This window comes from Candidatus Sodalis sp. SoCistrobi, from assembly GCF_900143145.1.
In the GTDB taxonomy this organism is placed as follows: Bacteria; Pseudomonadota; Gammaproteobacteria; order Enterobacterales; family Enterobacteriaceae; genus SoCistrobi.
The window spans coordinates 1-17228 of sequence record NZ_FRDB01000035.1 but is presented as its reverse complement, the minus strand read 5'-3'; the positions used below and the strand labels follow the sequence as shown (position 1 = coordinate 17228).

The following is a 17228-nucleotide window of genomic DNA, read 5'->3' as shown; positions in this document are numbered from 1 at the left end:
TCATATGCTGTTTAACCAGCGTCTGATATCGGCGGGTAAGGCGAGAGTCAATCCCGCCAACAGATAGGTTGAAATCATTCTGCAAAGTAATAACAGGTATCACGATAAATGTGTAGATACCTATGCCGTAGGAGTCTGGACCGTGTCTCAGTTCCAGTGTGGCTGGTCATCCTCTCAGACCAGCTAGGGATCGTCGCCTAGGTGAGCCATTACCCCACCTACTAGCTAATCCCATCTGGGTTCATCCGATGGTGTGAGGCCCGAAGGTCCCCTACTTTGGTCTTGCGACGTTATGCGGTATTAGCTACCGTTTCTAGTAGTTATCCCCCGCCATCGGGCAGATCCCCAGACATTACTCACCCGTCCGCCGCTCGCCGGCAAAGAAGCAAGCTTCTTCCCGCTGCCGCTTGACTTGCATGTGTTAGGCCTGCCGCCAGCGTTCAATCTGAGCCATGATCAAACTCTTTAATTAAAAGCTTGATGCTCAAAGAATTAAAACTGGTATTCATATGAATATTTGTTGTTCACTCTTCAAGACTTGATATTTCGGTATGTCGATATCGTCTTGTGAGCGCCCACACAGATTGTCTGATAAATTGTTAAAGAGCAGTGCCGGGAGGCTGTTTTCTCGACCGGCGCGGTTGGCATATATTACGCTTTTCCGCTGTAGAGTCAAGCTTTTATTTGCCCGTAGCGGGCCGCCTGCCTCTGGCTGAGCCGGTGCGCCGCAGCGACTGTTCCCGGTCAGTGGAGGCGCATTATAGGGCCTTCACCGCCGTTGACAAGGATAAATAACTAAAATAGTTTTAATTGGTTTTTTTTTCAGCAAAACGCCCCGATCAGGGGTGCTGCGGCGCCTGTTTGGCGGGCAATTGCGCCAAATCGCCGGCAAAGGCAGAAACTTGCTGCCAATCGGTATATTCCACTTCTTTACTGCGATCGGTTTCACCGCCGGTCATGCGCATGATCATCTGGATCATGACCCGATCAAACCAGCGATAACGCGAATAACACAGCGCACCCGCAAATACGGCGCAAAGATCGGGACGCCAGGGCGTTTTCGCCAGGAATTTCCGGGTATAGGCATTGGTGGCTGGGGTGCGTTTATCGGGCTTGCGCGCGGTCAAATTGACGGCGTAAAACGCGCTGGGAATGCTGTGCAACCAATCAAGCTGCTGTGCGATAAAGCGGTCAAGATCCGCGGCAAAGCGGCCATAGCGAATCGACGCCCCCACTACCACCCGCTGATAACGTTGCAGATCAAGATCTTGTGCGAGGCGCAGATCGACTACATCACATTCGCAGCAATCGGTCAGATGGGCCGCAATCGCGCGCGCAATTTTGTGCGTTTGGCCATCATGGCTCAAATAGAGAATCAACGTTTTCATGGTAAACCTTGTATCACTCTCGCCAAAAGGTCGGCGTAAACAGGACCAATAAGGTAAATACCTCCAGACGGCCAAACAGCATGGTCAGGATGAGGATCCACTTGGCCACCGCGTTCATCGAGGTAAAGTTATCGGCCACGACACCCAGGCCGGGCCCGAGGTTGTTTAGCGTTGCCGCCACCGCCGCAAAAGCGGAAAAGTTATCGACGCCGGTGGCGACTACCGCCAGCATACTGAGGATAAACACTAGCGCATAAGCGGAAAAAAAACCCCAAACCGCTTCCAGAATCCGCTCAGGCAGAGCCCGGTTACCCAGTTTGATGGTGTAAACCGCGTTTGGATGCACTAAGCGTTTCAGTTCACGCGAGCCCTGCAAATAGAGCAGCAAAATGCGGATCACCTTCAATCCGCCCCCCGTAGAACCGGCGCAGCCGCCGATAAACGCTGAACAAAGGAGTAATATCGGCAGAAACAACGGCCATTGGGCGATGCTGTCGGTGGTAAACCCGGCGGTGGTCGCCATGGAAACCACTTGAAAGAACGCCTGATTAAGCGTTTGCAGGCTGTTAGCGTAAACGTCGTAACGCCAAAGAATCAAAATACAGACCACCACCAGCGTTAACTGTACCGAAATAAACATGCGAAATTCGGTATCTCGCCAGTAGACTTTCAGATTGTGGCCGCTGAGAGCGGCGAAATGAAGACCGTAGTTGCAACCGGATATCAGTAAAAAGACGGCGACAATCGTATTGATAAGCGGACTGTGATAATAACCAATACTCGCGTCATGGGTGGAAAAGCCGCCGATGGCAATGGTGGAAAAACTGTGGCTTATCGCATCGAACACCGACATGCCCGCGCCCCATAGCGCCAGCGCGCAGGCAATGGTTAGCGCCACATAGATGAGCCATAAGGTCTTGGCGGTTTCAGCGATACGTGGGCGCATTTTGTTGTCTTTCAGCGGACCGGGCATTTCCGCGCGGTACAGCTGCATGCCGCCAACGCCGAGAATCGGCAGAATTGCCACCGCCAGCACAATGATCCCCATGCCGCCAAACCACTGTAGCATCTGCCGGTAAAACAAAATGGCGTGAGGCAAGGTATCCAGCCCAACTAGCGCGGTGGCGCCGGTGGTGGTCAGCCCGGAAAAGGATTCAAAAAACGCATCGGTGACCGACAAATTGGGATGTTCGGCAAATAAAAACGGTAATGCACCCACGCTACCCAGAACGGTCCAAAACAGCACCACAATGAGAAACCCTTCGCGAGATTTCAATTCGCTTTTTTGCCGACGGTTCGGAAACCAGAGCAAAAGTCCAATAGCCTGCGCGCAAAAAAATGTTTGCGCGAAAGCGCTGCCGGCACCATCCCGATAGATCAAGGCCACCAGGCCGGGAATAATCATCGTCACCGAAAACAAGATGACGAGCAGACCCACGATGCGGGTTATGGTGCGAAAATGCATGTCTGCACTATCCTTAAAAATTACACAATCAGGAGGAAGGCATTATTGTGGAACAGGCGTTAATTGCAATGCGCCGCGGCTGAGATCGCGCAGTTTATCATTGGCCACCGCAATGCGATGCAGAGGTATCTCGAGAGTGAGTATAATCGATTCCTGATAGTCCCCTGCAACGATTAGCCCTTCAGCCTGTTGTATCGCGGCCTCTACCCAGGCTAACTGCGGATAATGGCAGCGCAGCACGAAACGCCGGCGCGAAACACGCGCTATCCGAGAAACCCGTTTTAGCGCTTGCTTGACCCCGCCTCCATAGGCTTTGACCAATCCGCCGGTACCCAGGTGAATTCCCCCATAATAACGCACCACTACCGCAGTGATTTCCCCGAGACCGCTTCCATCCAGCTGGGCCAGGATTGGCTTGCCGGCGGTGCCCGAGGGTTCTCCATCATCGGAGAACCCCCGCAGGCGGGAGTCCACGGGCGGACCGGCGATATATGCCCAGCAGTGATGGGCGGCCGCCGGATGCTGCTGGCGACAGTGCAGGATATAGGCTTTGGCGGCGTCGGTCCCCTGAGTGGGGGACAGTAACGTGATAAATCGGCTTTTTTTTATTTCCGCCGTCAGCGTGACTTCTGCCGCCGGTGCAAACCATGACGCCGTCATGCCAATTTCAGCGCGCGCGTCATATTTTCGATGTGATTGTCGCGAATAACGATATTGTCCTCAATGCGGATGCCGCCGTAAGGCTTCAGGCTTTCAATACGCGACCAGTTGAAATGACGGCCGAAGGCGCTGGCGCGCCAAGGGGCCAGCAGCGACTCGATAAAATAAAGACCGGGCTCGACAGTCAACACCATCCTCGGCTGCAGCACGCGCGTGCAGCGCAACAGAGGATAGCGAGACGGCGGCGCCAGCGAAGTGCCGCGATCGTCTTGCATAAAGCCGGCGACATCGTGCACTTGCAACCCCAGCGGATGACCTAGCCCGTGAGGCAGGAACGGCACGGTTACGCCCTCCGTCACCATCGCATCCTCGCTCAAGCCACTGACGATATCAAACTGCTTTAAGAGCTTGGCGATTCTGCCGTGCATCTGCAGGTGATAGTCGATGTAGTTGACACCGGTTTCAATGGTGGCGATAAGCGCCTGCTGCTCGCTATTCATCGACGCGATAAGCGCGGCGAAATCGCTGTCTTTCTGCGTCGCATAGGTACGGGTCAGGTCGGCGGCGTAACCGTTATATTCGGTGCCGGCATCGATAAGAAAGCTCAGCACGTGTTCCGGCGTGCGCTGGTCTAGGCGGGTGTAATGCAACACCGCCGCATGTTCATTCAGGGCGATAATATTATCATAGGGCACATCGGTATCGCGGTGGCCGCAGGCGCTGAGATAGACGATATTGATATCAAATTCGCACATGCCGGACAAGAAAGCCTCTTTCGCCGCCCGATGACCATTTACCGCTGACTTTTGCGCCTCACGCATGCAGGCAAGCTCATAGTCGGTTTTGTAGGCGCGGTGGAAATGCAGATAATCCAGTACCGGCTGCGGGTTGATGTAGTCACGTTCAAAGCCCAGCCGGGAGGCCCGTTGCGGCGCCGATCCCAGATAGGCCACGTTGTCGCGCGGCGGTAACAGCGCGTCAATCTCGTCTGGATCGGCGAACGGCACGATATCCACATACGGCGTCCAAAAACTGTCCGGCAACGGTTCCACGAGGTACCAATAATCTACCGGCAGGTAATACCAGAGTTTCGGCTTGTTAACCCCGTCGACCCACAGCCAGCAGTGCGGCACGCGGGTAACCGGCAACCAGGCTTTAAACTGTGGATTGACTTTGAACGGGTAGTCATGATCATCGAGAAAGCGGCAAATTGGCTCACCGGCGTGGATCAGTAACCCCTCCAGCCGCTGGCGCTGTAATATTTCCCGGGTGCGCTGTTGGAGTGTGGCGAGATGATCCTGGTATAGCGAAGAAAGCGATTCCATGTTCAGACCCTATGCGGAACGTAATTGACCCATATTACCATAGCGCTCCGCCTGGAACAGCGCCGGCCGCCGCGCGAGTTGCAGCGTTGATACGCTAGAGCCGGTTTAGATAAAAGCGAAAGCGTCACCAAAAATGCGCTCGACCACGGCGCTGCGCTCGGCGCAGAAGCGTTCTCGGGCAATTTTTGCCATTTCAAAGCGCCCCGCAATATAGATATCATAGGGTTCCAGGGATCCGTAGTCCTGCATCACCGCCATCAGCACGGTGCCGGAACGGCCCTGCCAGTGCTCATCCGGCTGCTCCACCACCGGCACCACGGACAATTGAGGATGCTGCAGGGTAAGCGCTTCCAGCTCGCCTAAATCATACAGATGATCCCGCTCCCGTCCCCCCCAGTATATCGCCACTTTTCGCTCGGGCTGGCGCGCCAGCACCGTTAATAAAATCGAGCGCGCATAAGAGAAACCGGTGCCACCGGCGATCAGCACGATAGGCCGGTCGGTGTCATCACGTAGCCAGGCTTCGCCCTGCGGGACTTCGACGGTGATTTCCCTCTCTTTCAGGATACGGTCCATGACGGCCATCGCATACAGATTGAGTTCGGAAGCACCGATATGCAGCTCGATAAACGTGTTTTCCATGGGCGTCGACGCCAGGGAAAAAGGCCGTTTATCACGTTCGTCCATTACCACCATCAGGTACTGACCGGCGCGGAAGTGAAAAGCCGCTTCCGGTGCCAGCCGTACGCGGTAAACGGTATCAGTGATGGCATCCACGGAAGAGACCTTACAGGTCAATGTTGTCATGCAGTCCCTCTGTCGGGTCATTAAGCAATTTGCCACAGGCGCCGCGCGTATTACATTACGACGCGTGATCATTTTTCAGGATAGCCAGTTGGTCCCAAATAGCGTCAACGCGCTCGCGTACCGTCCGATCCATTTCAATCGGCGCGCCCCATTCGCGCTGCGTTTCTCCCGGCCATTTATTTGTCGCGTCCATGCCCATTTTCGATCCCAACCCGGAAACCGGCGAAGCGAAATCCAGATAATCTATCGGCGTATTTTCCATCAAAACAGTATCGCGTGCCGGATCCATTCGGGTGGTCATCGCCCAAATCACGTCTTTCCAGTTACGTGCATCAATATCATCATCGCATACGATAACAAATTTGGTATACATGAATTGACGCAGGAAAGACCAGACGCCCATCATCACCCGCTTGGCGTGACCGGCATATTGTTTTTTGATGGTCACCACCGCCAGGCGATAGGAGCACCCTTCCGGCGGCAAATAGAAATCCACGATTTCTGGAAATTGCTTTTGCAAAATAGGCACGAAGACTTCATTGAGCGCTTCGCCCATCACCGCGGGTTCATCGGGCGGACGACCGGTATAGGTTGAGTGGTACAGCGCGTCGCGCCGCTGGGTTATATGGGTGATGGTAAAGACCGGGAAGCTGTCGGTTTCGTTGTAATAGCCGGTATGATCGCCATAGGGCCCTTCCGTCGCCGTTTCGCCCGCCTCCAGATAACCTTCCAATACGATCTCGGCGCTGGCAGGCACCTCTAAATCGCAGGACACGCACTTGACCACTTCGGTTTTGTTGCCACGCAGCAGGCCTGCGAAAGCGTATTCGGAAAGCGCATCGGGCACCGGCGTTACCGCGGCCAGGATCGTCGCCGGATCCGCGCCGAGGGCGACCGCGACCGGAAAGCGTTGACCAGGATTTTGCTGCGTCCATTCTTGGAAATCCAGCGCACCGCCGCGGTGAGAAAGCCAGCGCATGATCACCTTATTTTTGCCCAGCACTTGCTGGCGGTAGATACCGAGGTTTTGCCGTTCCTTGTGCGGCCCGCGGGTGACCGTAAGCCCCCAGGTGATAAGCGGCGCGGCGTCGCCGGGCCAACAGTGCATGACCGGAATACGGCCCAGATCCACATCTTCCCCCTGCCAGATCTGTTCCTGGCAAGGCGCAGAGTTCAGCCGTTTGGTCGGCATATGCAGTACTTGGCGAAATTGGGGCACCTTGTCCAGCAGGTCGCGAAAGCCCTTGGGCGGCTCCGGCTCTTTTAGAAACGCCAGCAATTTGCCCACATCGCGCAACGCGTTAACACTCTCCTGCCCCATGCCGAGCGCCACCCGTTCAGGGGTGCCGAACAGATTGCATAGCACCGGCATCGTGTATCCTGTCGGGTTTTCAAACAGCAGCGCCGGGCCGCCGGCACGCAGGGTGCGATCGGCGATTTCCGTCATTTCCAGATAGGGATCAATGGGCAAGCTGATTCGTTTTAATTCCCCCCGCTGCTCCAGCAGGGCAAGGAAGTCGCGCAAGTCACGGTATTTCATAGCTTCATCGGGAACGTTATTTAGCCTGCATTATAAGATCTGTTTATCAGCCTTGCTGGTCTTTTGTCAAAGATCGGTAAAATTTAGCCTCCCTGACTGCCCGACAGCGGCGGCGTCCGGTGCTATATATATGTTATGGCTTTTGCTATGCTGAGACTTCGATGAGATAGGTAAATTGTTACTATGGAAGCTTGGTATTTATTGTATTGTAAACGCGGACAATTACTGCGTGCTAAAGAACATCTGGAACGGCAGGCGGTCGCCTGTTTGACGCCGATGGTCACTCTGGAGAAAATTATCCGGGGCAAGCGCACAGAAACCTGTGAGCCGCTGTTTCCAAACTATCTCTTTATCGAATTTGATCCAGAAACAATCCATACAACTACCATCAGCGCGACTCGCGGCGTAAGCCACTTCGTCCGTTTCGGCAGTCTGCCGGTCATTATCCCCGCGGAGGTCATTCAAGATCTGCGCGATCACCGTTTTGACAATGTAACCGATCCCGAGACGCCTTTGTCCGGCGATAAGGTCGTTATCACCGCCGGGGTATTTGAAGGATTGCAGGCCATTTACACCGAGCCCGACGGCGAGGCGCGCTCTATGCTCTTGCTGAATCTGTTGAATAAACAGGTCTATCAAAGCCTGGATAATCGCCTGTTTCAGAAAATGCAGTAGCCCGTTTTGGCGCGACCGAGACTTTGCGTGCCGCGCGCTGTGTACAACGCCGGAAATCCTGACCACAGCAACCACTTCCTGCCGCCCTCGTCCTGACCGACAGCGTTGCAGCGCAGGTAACGGCGTTACTCAGGCTCATCTTCTTCGGGATCGTCCTCTTCCTCATCGCGTTTGCGCCCTTTACCCACATAGAAGCGGGCGAAGAAAACGCCGATTTCAAACAGCAGGTACATGGGGATCGCCAATAGCGTCTGAGAAAACACGTCCGGCGGCGTCAGCAGCATACCAACGACAAAAGCGCCGACGAGAACATAGGGCCGCTTCTTGCGCAGATCATCCGGCGTCACTACGCCGCTCCAGCACAGCAGGACGATAGCCACCGGCACTTCAAACGACACCCCAAATGCCATAAATAAGGCCATGACAAAATCGAGATAGTTATTTATATCGGTCGCAATAAGTACGCCGCGCGGGGCAGTGTGGGCAAAGAAACTGAAGGCCAGCGGGAAGACGACAAAATAGGCGAATGCCATACCGGCGTAAAATAGCAGGGTGCTGGAGAACAACAGCGGCATCATCAGCCGGCGTTCATGTTTATACAGCGCGGGCGCAACGAAAGCCCACACCTGATAGAGCAGCAGCGGCGCGGAGACAAATACCGAGACGATAACGGTCAGCTTGATGGGCGTGAAGAACGGCGACGCGACATCCGTCGCGATCATGCTGGCGCCCGCCGGCAGTTGTTTGATAAGCGGTGCGGATATCAGCTGATAAATGTCGTTAGCGAAATAAATCAGCGCCAGAAAGACCAACAGTACGCTGAGAATGCAATAAAGTAACCGCTTGCGCAGTTCGATTAAGTGACTGATCAGGGGTTGGGTATCATCAACGGCCATGGATTAGCGATCATTTTTCAGTGGAGAAGTGGACGAAGCCGGCTGCGTGGCAGTTGCCGCCCTGCCGGGTTCTTGTCGCGCCGGCGCCGGCGCGGTCACGGCGGCATGAGCCCCTGCGGCGGCCGGCTGGACGGTTTCGGAGGCCGCAGTCTGGGCAGCCGGGTCAGCAACCGGATCCGCCGGCATGGAGGGTCTGGCGGCCGGCGCGGAGGCGCTTGGCGCCATTGGCGGCGCTTCTGCCTGACGATCGCCCTCCGCCGGTGTTACGCCATCATGCAACGCCTCCGGATCGGTAACTAACGGGTTATGAATAGTATGCGGCTCAGCCGGATCCAGCGTGGCGCTGTTGATACCTTTAAATTCTTTCTTCATGGATTCCGCCGCTTCACGCAGCTCTTCCATTGACGATTTCAGTTCCGGCGACAGATTGTTTTTACTGGCCTCTTCGACTTTTTTCAGGCTGTCCTGCAGCTCTTGCAGCTTAAGCTCCTGCGTTAATTCGTTCTGCACCGTCGAAGCCATGGATCGTATTGCCCTGATCCACCCTGCCACCGTTCTGACCGCAACCGGCAGGCGTTCTGGACCCAGCACCACCAGTCCGATTACGAATACCAGCATCAGCTCACCAAATCCAATATCGAACACGGCTTATACCTACTCTTTATCTTTATTTTTGGCTTCATCCGGGCGTGCCGGGTTGGCTTTCGGCTCAATGGGCGGCGCGGTAAAGTCGGCGTCCTGAGAGGATTTATCCGCCGATGTCGACGTTTTGTTATCATCTTCGCCCATGGATTTTTTAAATCCTTTGATTGAGGCGCCCAAATCCGATCCCAGACCACGCAGTTTTTTTGTACCGAACAACAACACCACAATGGCCGCAATGATTAATAACTGTGTAATGCTGATACCGCCCATAACTTTGCCTCTCAAAAGGGGGGAAAACCCGGGTTAAGATTTCACCGGCGACTACGCGGTGCGTCTCCAGCCGATAATCCAACTGACGATACCGGCGGCCATAAGCCAGGCCGGCAAAGATCCCTCGTCAGCGCTTTGCGTCATTAAAAACGTACCGCTCAGCAGCAGCGTGGCGCCAATGCCGAACAGAAAACGGGATTGGCTTTGGCGCACGTGATGAACCCGCATCTCTACCGACAGGCGATCGACGCTTTTCTGCAATGATCGATGCTGCTTGAAACCGTCGTAAACAAGTTCGGGCAACTCAGGCAATTTTTCCGCCCAATAGGGCGCCTTTTCCTTTAATGCGCGCAAAATGGCCGGCAGACCCACCTGATCCTTGATCCAGTCTTCCAAAAAGGGCTTGGCCGTTTTCCATAAATCCAACTGAGGATAAAGCTGGCGCCCGACGCCTTCAATATACAGTAGCGTTTTCTGCAACAAAACCAGTTGCGGTTGCACTTCCATATTAAACCGCCGCGCGGTGTTAAAAAGATTCAACAGTACGTGGCCAAAGGAAATTTCCGCCAGCGGTTTTTCAAAAATAGGCTCGCAAACGGTGCGAATAGCAAACTCGAAATCTTCAACATTGGTATCCGGCGGCACCCAGCCGGAGTCAACATGCAACTCCGCTACTTTACGGTAATCGCGGTTGAAAAAGGCGATAAAATTTTCCGCCAGATAGCGCTTATCTTCTTTGTTCAGCGACCCGACAATACCACAGTCGATGCCGATATACTGCGGATCCTCAGGATGTTCAAAACTGACGAAAATGTTGCCTGGATGCATATCGCCGTGAAAAAAACTATCACGGAAAACCTGGGTAAAAAAGACCTGAACCCCGCGCTCCGCCAGCAGCTTCATGTTGGTGCCCTGCTTCTCCAGCGCGGCGACATCATTGACCGGTACGCCATAGATGCGCTCCATTACCATCATGGTTTCGCTGCAATAATCTGGATAAACCTCTGGAATATACAGCATCGGGCTACCGTCGAAATTACGTCGGAGCTGAATGGCATTGGCCGCTTCACGCAGCAAATTAAGCTCATCAAGCAGCGTCTTTTCATATTCCAGCACGACCTCGACCGGCCGCAGACGTCGGCCGTCCGGCAACAAATGCGGCACCCAGCTGGCCAGCCGGTACATTAGCAGCATATCGGCCTTAATCATCGGCAAAATATCCGGGCGGATCACCTTGATCACCACCTCTTTGCCGTTTTTCAGCCGGGCGGTATGGACCTGAGCAATGGAGGCAGAAGCCAGCGGCTCCTGCTGAAAATCATCAAACCAGATTTCAAGTGGCTGCCCCATCGAACGTTCGATATGGGCGCGTGCCAGGGCGCCGTCAAACGGCTGCACCCGGTCTTGCAGCATCGCCAGTTGGTCGGCGATGGCCGGCGGAAACAAATCACGGCGGGTCGAAAGCATCTGGCCGAATTTGATCCATACCGGTCCCAGTTCCTGGAGCGCCAGGCGCAAACGTTCGCCCAGCATGCGCTGTGCATGGTTGTTCGGCATCCAGAACAGCAAATTGCGTCCCAGCCGCAGCGGTAGCGTCAACCGCGTTTGCGGAATAAGCTCATCCAGTCCATAGCTGAGCATGACGCGAATAATCAAATAGAGGCGGCGGATCTCACCGAATATCATCTGCTGGCCTCCCATTTTTCCAGGCGGGCCGCCAGATCCTCGCCGGCCCGGGTGATCTCATCCACTTCGCCGCAAAACCACGCCTGTTCCAGCGCAGAGGGCGCCAGGCGCCATTCATCGGTTATCGCTTGTGTCACCCGCCCCTGGCCGGTGCGCAACAACCGCAGCGTGCTGGTCAGCCGGCGCGCGACCGTGCGACTGACGCTTTCAGCGGCAATATCGCCTAGCCAGGGCGCCAACAGTTCTGCCCCATCGAATTCAGCCATATCCAGCAGCGCGGCGAATTGCTGCAGGCACTGGAGATCGCCGTCAACGTCGAGGAAGCCTTGCTTAATCAGCTGCGTCAGCCGCTGACGTTCCCGCAGCGCCGGCAGGGTGGCAAGACGGGTGCGCACCGTACAATCCGCCGCGTCATCCCAGGCGTTGAGCACATCCACCTGACGCTCGCCAAATACCAGAATAACCGGCGTCTCCCATTCGGCCAATTCAAACCGCAAAACTTTACCTTTCAGGCGCTCACGGGCGGCGGACATGGCGCGATCCTGATAAAGCAGGCGTTCAAGCACGACTTCCAGCGTTGCGCTTATCAACGGCATCAGCAACATGTCATATCCCGATCAGAATTTATAACCGCGGTGCAAAGCCACGATGCCACCGGTCATATTGAAATATTCGGCGCTGTCGAACCCGGCATCCAGCATCATCGACTTCAGCGTTTCCTGATCCGGATGCATGCGGATGGACTCCGCCAGATAGCGATAGCTGCCGGCATCACGGGCCACCATTTCGCCAATGCGCGGCAGAACGTGGAAGGAGTAGAGATCGTAAGCTTTATTCAGCGGCTTGAAGCGCGGGGTGGAAAACTCGAGGATCAGCAGTCGTCCGCCGGGTTTCAGCACCCGGTACATCGACTTTAACGCCTGCTCTTTTTCGGTCACGTTACGCAGGCCAAACGAAATGGTAATACAATCGAAGGTATTGTCTGGAAACGGCAGCGCTTCAGCATTGGCCTGAACATAGCTGACATTGCCCAGAATACCGCGATTACGCAGCTTCTCACGCCCCACCTTTAGCATGGAGTCGTTGATATCCGCCAGCACCACCTCCCCGTCTTCACCCACCAGACGTGAAAATTTGGCGGTCAGATCGCCAGTACCCCCCGCCAGATCCAGAACTTTTTGCCCGCGACGTACGCCGCTACATTGGATAGCGAAACGTTTCCAGATGCGGTGAATGCCGAAGGACATCAGGTCATTCATCAGATCGTATTTTGCCGCAACGGAGTGAAAAACATCCGCCACCATTAACGCTTTCTGATCTTTCGCTACGGTGCGGTACCCGAAGTGGGTCGTTTCACGCTTATCGTCGTCTGCCATGTTCGTCGTCCTGCTCAATCAGTTTCAGAGAAGTGTAACAGATGCGTGATGAAAGCCCCACCGTGGCGCGTTACTCCCGTAGCGGGCATTCCGCACGCGTCTGCCGTGACGGGCCAGACCCGTCCTGTGCCCCGTCCGCCGGGGATTCGCGCTCACCCTCCTGCTGAGGGGTGAGCGCGTCCGGCAGGTCGGTCACCGCGGCAGCCGCCTCGCCAGGGCGATCGGCAAAAGGAACATGGGCGCCCGGCGCGGAAGCGATGGGGCGTTTAATTTCCACGCCCAGGGCACGGAACCCTTCTGCCTGGCCGATAATATTACCACGCCCGTCGGACAATTTATTCTTCGCCAGCCGATAGCTGGCTTGCGCTTTATCAAGGCTTTGGCCGATGGCATTAATATCGTCGACAAACAACCGCAATTTATCATACAGGCGCGCCGCGCGATCGGCGATATGCTGGGCATTGCGGCTTTGATGTTCGTAGCGCCACAGGTTATTTATCGTGCGTAGCGCAACCAACAGCGTGGTGGGGCTGACCAACATAATATTGTGCGCCAGCGCTTCGCTTATCAGCTCCGGCTGCCGGCTAATCGCCACCATAAAGGCCGGTTCGACAGGGACGAACATCAGCACGTAATCCAGCGAACGTAACCCCGGCAATTGTTGATAATCCTTACGGCCCAGCAATTTCATATGGGCGCGCAGCGAATTGACATGCTCGGTGAGTGCCAGCTGGCGTTCAGCGTCATCGTCGCTGTTAAAATAGCGTTCATACGCCACCAGCGACATTTTCGCGTCGATGACCACATCTTTACCCTGCGGCAGACGCACCACCACATCGGGCTGCAGCCGCCGGCCATCGCCTTTCTGGATGCTGATCTGGGTGTCAAACTCATGGCCTTCACGCAGGCCTGATGCTTCCAAGACCCTGCTAAGCACCACTTCGCCCCAATTGCCCTGGGCTTTGTTATCGCCTTTGAGCGCGCGAGTCAGGTTGACGGCCTCCTGGGTCATCTGGGCATTGAGCTGCTGCAAATTGCGGATTTCATGGGCCAGCGTGTGGCGTTCGCGCGCCTCTTGGCCAAAACTATCCTGCACCTGACGGCGAAAACCCTCCAGTTGTTCGCGCAGCGGCATCAGCAGCCGGTCAAGGCTTTGTCGGTTTTGCTCATCCACCTTGCGCCCGCTGTGCTCAAAGATGCGGTTAGCCAGATTTTCAAACTGCGCCGACAACCGTTGCTCGCTGTTGATTAACAGGCGCTGCTTCTCTTCCGCCGCCAGTCGGGTTTCCTCCAGACGGATAGCGACTTCGCGCAATTCCGCCTCCTGACTGCTGTTAATTTCTCGCTGTGCCCGCAGCTCTTGATTGAGTTGCTCGCACTCCTGGCGGAAATGGGCAAGAGAGGTCAACCGCTCCTCGGCGGCGGCCAATCGGCCGAACAGATCACGCTGCTCCCGTTCGCCCTCGCGCAGCGCGAGCTCGGCCTGCCTCCTGCGAATGTGTTGTTCGTCGGCAAGCGCCTGACGCGTCGCCTGCAACCCCTGCGCGAGGCTGACCCGTTCCGCTTCCTGCGCCAAATGCCGCTGGTGCAGCCGGGCGCCGGCAATGAGCCAGCCAACCCCCACGCCAATGAGTGCGCCGCCAATACCGTAAAACAGGCTGTAGTCCATATTGCCTCCGCCTAGCCCATGCTGACAGTCACGTTAAGGGGGAACTGTATAGATGTCCAGCGCCTTTTATTGGCCGACAAAGCGCGCCAACCAGCGCAGGCCGAATGCGCCAGGCGCCAACAGACCGAACGCCCATAACGCCGCAGACAAAAGATTGGCTAACTGGAACCCTGGCCGCGACATGCCACAAAGCCCTGCAACCAGCGGTACTACCGCCCGCAGCGGGCCGAAAAAGCGCCCAAGAAAAACGCCGGCTATCCCCCAGCGCGCAAAGAAAACGTGGCCGCGCGCGAGCATGGCGGGATGCCGGGTGAACGGCCACAGGCCATAGACCCGTTGCTGGTAATGATCGCCCACCCAGTAAGAGAGCCTGTCGCCAAAAAAACCACCCGCGACGGCGGCAAAATAAATGGGCCAAAACGGGATGCCGGCCTCGCCTATCAGCGCGCCCAGCCCGAGCAAAATAATCGTCGCCGGCAGCAGCAGCGACAAAAACGCCAACGATTCGCCGAAGGCCAGTAAGAAAACGATGGGTATGGCCCAGACCTGATGCTGGCGGACAAAATCGGTGATAAGAGAAATCCAGACTTCCACTAAGGCATTATTCCTGACGCATGCCGAGGGCGGGACACCAAAGCGTGGCGTCACGCCCGCAGCCAAGGAAACGAAACACGGCGCGACAGGCCGCCTGTGCGGCCGCGGCCCTCGCCGCCGGCTAACTCTTAGCCTGCCATCAGGCGGTCAACAACAGACGGGCGGCCTCTACGACGATGGTCACGGCGTCGCTTTCCGCTTGTTGCAGTACCGCCACATCGGGCGTTTCCTGCTGCAGCCGGTTGACGATAACCCCCGCCACCATACCGGCGCGCAGCCCTTGCGTGGCGCACATGGTCAATAAGGTGGCGGATTCCATTTCATAATTCATTACCCCCATGCCCTGCCATTCCTGCAGCGATCCTTTAAACTGCCGCACTACCCGGCCAGAGTAGGTGTCATAGCGCTCCTGACCGGGATAAAAAGTGTCGGAAGACGCCGTCACGCCCACGTGCAGCCGGGCGCCGCTGTTTTTCGCCGCCTGCACCAGCGCGGTAGTGCAGGCAAAATCCGCTACCGCCGGGAATGCCAGCGGCGCAAAGTGCTGGCTGGCGCCGTCCAGGCGCACGGCGGCGGTGGTGACCAGCACATCACCGACATTGATGGCGTTTTGAATGGCGCCGGTCGTGCCCACCCGCAAAAAGGTACGGATACCGAGCTGGGACAGTTCTTCCACCGCGATAGAGGTAGAAGGCCCGCCAATGCCGGTTGAGCACACCACCACCGCCTTGCCCTCCAGCTCCGCGCGCCAGGTGGTAAATTCGCGATGGGTCGCCAGATGCACCGGATTGGTCATCAGCCGGGCGATCTTTTCCACCCGCTGGGGGTCACCCGGCACGATAGCAAGCGTGGCGCCTGCCAGGTCGGAAAATGTCAGGCCAAGATGGAAAACGTCAGACTGCTCCACGGCATATACCTCTGCAAATAATGGCTTATATCGCCGATAATATCATTATTAACCGTGATTTACCGTGATAAATCCCCGTTTTTTTTTCTCCGTACCCTACCCTCAATAACGCTGACGCGCACGAAATGTTAACGTAACTGGAAGCGCGATCCAGATTCGCTGGATGACTACATTGACGGAAGTGGCTTCGGCGGCCTAAGTTGACAGGTGTAGCTGTCCCACTGGTGATCATGACAAAAGGTTAATGCCAATGAGCCCTAACGATACCCTTACTCCCCAGACGTCGGTTACCGGTTTTGCCCGCGCCGCGGGCGCACCGGCCGCGACCGCTATCGTCACCGACGAGGCCAATCTGACCTCCGGCCCCACCACCGTGCCCAGCCAGGGCGACGCGATGCCCGCGTGGATGGCCCGGCCCGCCGGCCAGCATGACGCGTTACCGGTGGTGATCGTGGTGCAGGAAATTTTCGGCGTCCATCAACACATCCAGGACCTCTGCCGCCGTCTGGCCAAGGAGGGTTACCTGGCTATCGCCCCCGAGCTGTATTTCCGCCAGGGGGATCCGACGCACTATGACGATGTCCCTACGCTGCTGGCGGAGCTGGTCAGTAAAGTGCCCGACAGTCAAGTCTTGGCAGATCTGGACCATACCGCTCACTTTGCCGCAACCCAGGGCGGCGATCTGCGTCGTCTGGCGATAACCGGTTTTTGCTGGGGAGGGCGCATCAGTTGGCTGTATGCGGCGCATAACCCATAACTCAGAGCGGCCGCCGCCTGGTATGGCAAATTGACCGGCGACAAAACATTGACCATGCCCAGGCACCCGGTGGACGTGGCCACCCAGCTTGGTGCACCGGTGCTCGGTTTGTACGGCGCGCAGGACGGCAGTATTCCGCTGGAAACGATTGAGACGATGCGCCAGGCGCTGCGCGCCGCCAACGCGGAAGCGGAGATCGTGGTGTATCCCGAGGCCGGCCATGCCTTTAATGCCGACTATCGCCCGAGCTATCATGCCGCTTCGGCGCAGGACGGCTGGCAACGCATGCTGGCCTGGTTTGCCCGCTTCGGCGTGAAATAAAGCCTCAGACGGCGGGATAATTAACGCATCCGAGAAAGGAAAGCGTCAGACATAACGCTCACGGCGGATAAACGCGCACGGCGCAGCGGCGCTCGGGGGCTCCAGGCAACCGTGCCTCAAGGCATAGGTATCTACACATTTATCGTGATACCTGTTATTACTTTGCAGAATGATTTCAACCTATCTGTTGGCGGGATTGACTCTCGCCTTACCCGCCGATATCAGACGCTGGTTAAACAGCATATGA

At 56.3% G+C, this 17228-nt stretch carries 16 protein-coding genes, 1 rRNA gene and 1 pseudogene; 2 read left to right on the top strand and 16 right to left on the bottom strand.

Annotation, left to right across the window (positions count from 1 at the left end):
• The 7 genes from CINSTRO3249_RS17395 to ubiD form a co-directional block, all read right to left on the bottom strand.
• Positions 1 to 472, bottom strand: a 16S ribosomal RNA gene (locus CINSTRO3249_RS17395); the annotation flags it as partial.
• Between the two features lie 367 nt (positions 473 to 839).
• Complete coding sequence (hemG, locus tag CINSTRO3249_RS04235; RefSeq protein ID WP_074012322.1) at positions 840 to 1388, bottom strand: menaquinone-dependent protoporphyrinogen IX dehydrogenase; 549 nt, start codon at positions 1386 to 1388, stop codon at positions 840 to 842.
• 13 nt (positions 1389 to 1401) lie between these two features.
• A complete protein-coding gene (gene trkH / locus CINSTRO3249_RS04230; protein WP_074012321.1) occupies positions 1402 to 2853 on the bottom strand; it encodes a Trk system potassium transporter TrkH in 1452 nt (483 codons plus the stop codon).
• A gap of 42 nt (positions 2854 to 2895) precedes the next feature.
• Positions 2896 to 3513, bottom strand: coding sequence for an IMPACT family protein (locus CINSTRO3249_RS04225; RefSeq protein WP_074012320.1), 618 nt, complete (start codon positions 3511 to 3513; stop codon positions 2896 to 2898).
• Positions 3510 to 4838: a Xaa-Pro dipeptidase gene (gene pepQ / locus CINSTRO3249_RS04220; protein WP_074012319.1), complete on the bottom strand. Its 1329-nt coding sequence runs from the start codon at positions 4836 to 4838 to the stop codon at positions 3510 to 3512. The genes CINSTRO3249_RS04225 and pepQ overlap by 4 nt, the downstream gene beginning before the upstream one ends.
• A 105-nt stretch (positions 4839 to 4943) precedes the next feature.
• Positions 4944 to 5645: an NAD(P)H-flavin reductase gene (gene fre / locus CINSTRO3249_RS04215; protein ID WP_074012318.1), complete on the bottom strand. Its 702-nt coding sequence runs from the start codon at positions 5643 to 5645 to the stop codon at positions 4944 to 4946.
• Positions 5646 to 5700: 55 nt separating this feature from the next.
• The gene (gene ubiD / locus CINSTRO3249_RS04210) at positions 5701 to 7185 is read right to left on the bottom strand and encodes a 4-hydroxy-3-polyprenylbenzoate decarboxylase (protein ID WP_074012317.1); all 1485 of its coding nucleotides are present in this window, start codon (positions 7183 to 7185) and stop codon (positions 5701 to 5703) included.
• A 183-nt stretch (positions 7186 to 7368) separates the two neighbouring features.
• Between ubiD and rfaH the strand changes: the two genes are divergently transcribed.
• Entirely contained in the window at positions 7369 to 7860 is a 492-nt protein-coding gene (gene rfaH / locus CINSTRO3249_RS04205; RefSeq protein ID WP_074012316.1) for a transcription/translation regulatory transformer protein RfaH, read from the top strand.
• A gap of 125 nt (positions 7861 to 7985) precedes the next feature.
• Here rfaH and tatC read toward each other — a convergent pair whose 3' ends face one another.
• From tatC to udp, 9 genes are all read right to left on the bottom strand, one after another.
• Entirely contained in the window at positions 7986 to 8756 is a 771-nt protein-coding gene (tatC, locus tag CINSTRO3249_RS04200) for a Sec-independent protein translocase subunit TatC (RefSeq protein ID WP_074012315.1), read from the bottom strand.
• A 3-nt stretch (positions 8757 to 8759) separates the two neighbouring features.
• On the bottom strand, positions 8760 to 9401 hold the full coding sequence (gene tatB, locus CINSTRO3249_RS04195) for a Sec-independent protein translocase protein TatB (protein WP_074012314.1): 642 nt from the start codon (positions 9399 to 9401) through the stop codon (positions 8760 to 8762).
• A 9-nt stretch (positions 9402 to 9410) separates the two neighbouring features.
• Entirely contained in the window at positions 9411 to 9671 is a 261-nt protein-coding gene (gene tatE, locus CINSTRO3249_RS04190) for a twin-arginine translocase subunit TatE (RefSeq protein WP_074012313.1), read from the bottom strand.
• 51 nt (positions 9672 to 9722) lie between these two features.
• The gene (gene ubiB / locus CINSTRO3249_RS04185; protein WP_074012323.1) at positions 9723 to 11357 is read right to left on the bottom strand and encodes a ubiquinone biosynthesis regulatory protein kinase UbiB; all 1635 of its coding nucleotides are present in this window, start codon (positions 11355 to 11357) and stop codon (positions 9723 to 9725) included.
• A complete protein-coding gene (locus CINSTRO3249_RS04180) occupies positions 11354 to 11962 on the bottom strand; it encodes a ubiquinone biosynthesis protein UbiJ (protein WP_074012312.1) in 609 nt (202 codons plus the stop codon). The genes ubiB and CINSTRO3249_RS04180 overlap by 4 nt, the downstream gene beginning before the upstream one ends.
• 12 nt (positions 11963 to 11974) lie before the next feature.
• Positions 11975 to 12733 carry a bifunctional demethylmenaquinone methyltransferase/2-methoxy-6-polyprenyl-1,4-benzoquinol methylase UbiE gene (gene ubiE, locus CINSTRO3249_RS04175; RefSeq protein ID WP_074012311.1) on the bottom strand — a complete coding sequence of 253 codons (759 nt, stop codon included), beginning with the start codon at positions 12731 to 12733 and terminating at the stop codon, positions 11975 to 11977.
• 70 nt (positions 12734 to 12803) lie between these two features.
• Positions 12804 to 14402: a DNA recombination protein RmuC gene (gene rmuC / locus CINSTRO3249_RS04170; RefSeq protein ID WP_074012310.1), complete on the bottom strand. Its 1599-nt coding sequence runs from the start codon at positions 14400 to 14402 to the stop codon at positions 12804 to 12806.
• Between the two features lie 66 nt (positions 14403 to 14468).
• Positions 14469 to 14996, bottom strand: a complete 528-nt coding sequence (locus CINSTRO3249_RS04165; RefSeq protein ID WP_074012309.1) for a DedA family protein — start codon at positions 14994 to 14996, stop codon at positions 14469 to 14471.
• 139 nt (positions 14997 to 15135) lie between these two features.
• Positions 15136 to 15903 carry a uridine phosphorylase gene (udp, locus tag CINSTRO3249_RS04160; protein WP_074012308.1) on the bottom strand — a complete coding sequence of 256 codons (768 nt, stop codon included), beginning with the start codon at positions 15901 to 15903 and terminating at the stop codon, positions 15136 to 15138.
• A 250-nt stretch (positions 15904 to 16153) separates the two neighbouring features.
• Between udp and CINSTRO3249_RS04155 the strand changes: the two are divergent.
• Positions 16154 to 16981: pseudogene (locus CINSTRO3249_RS04155) on the top strand (dienelactone hydrolase family protein).
• The last annotated feature ends 247 nt before the right edge of the window (positions 16982 to 17228 follow it).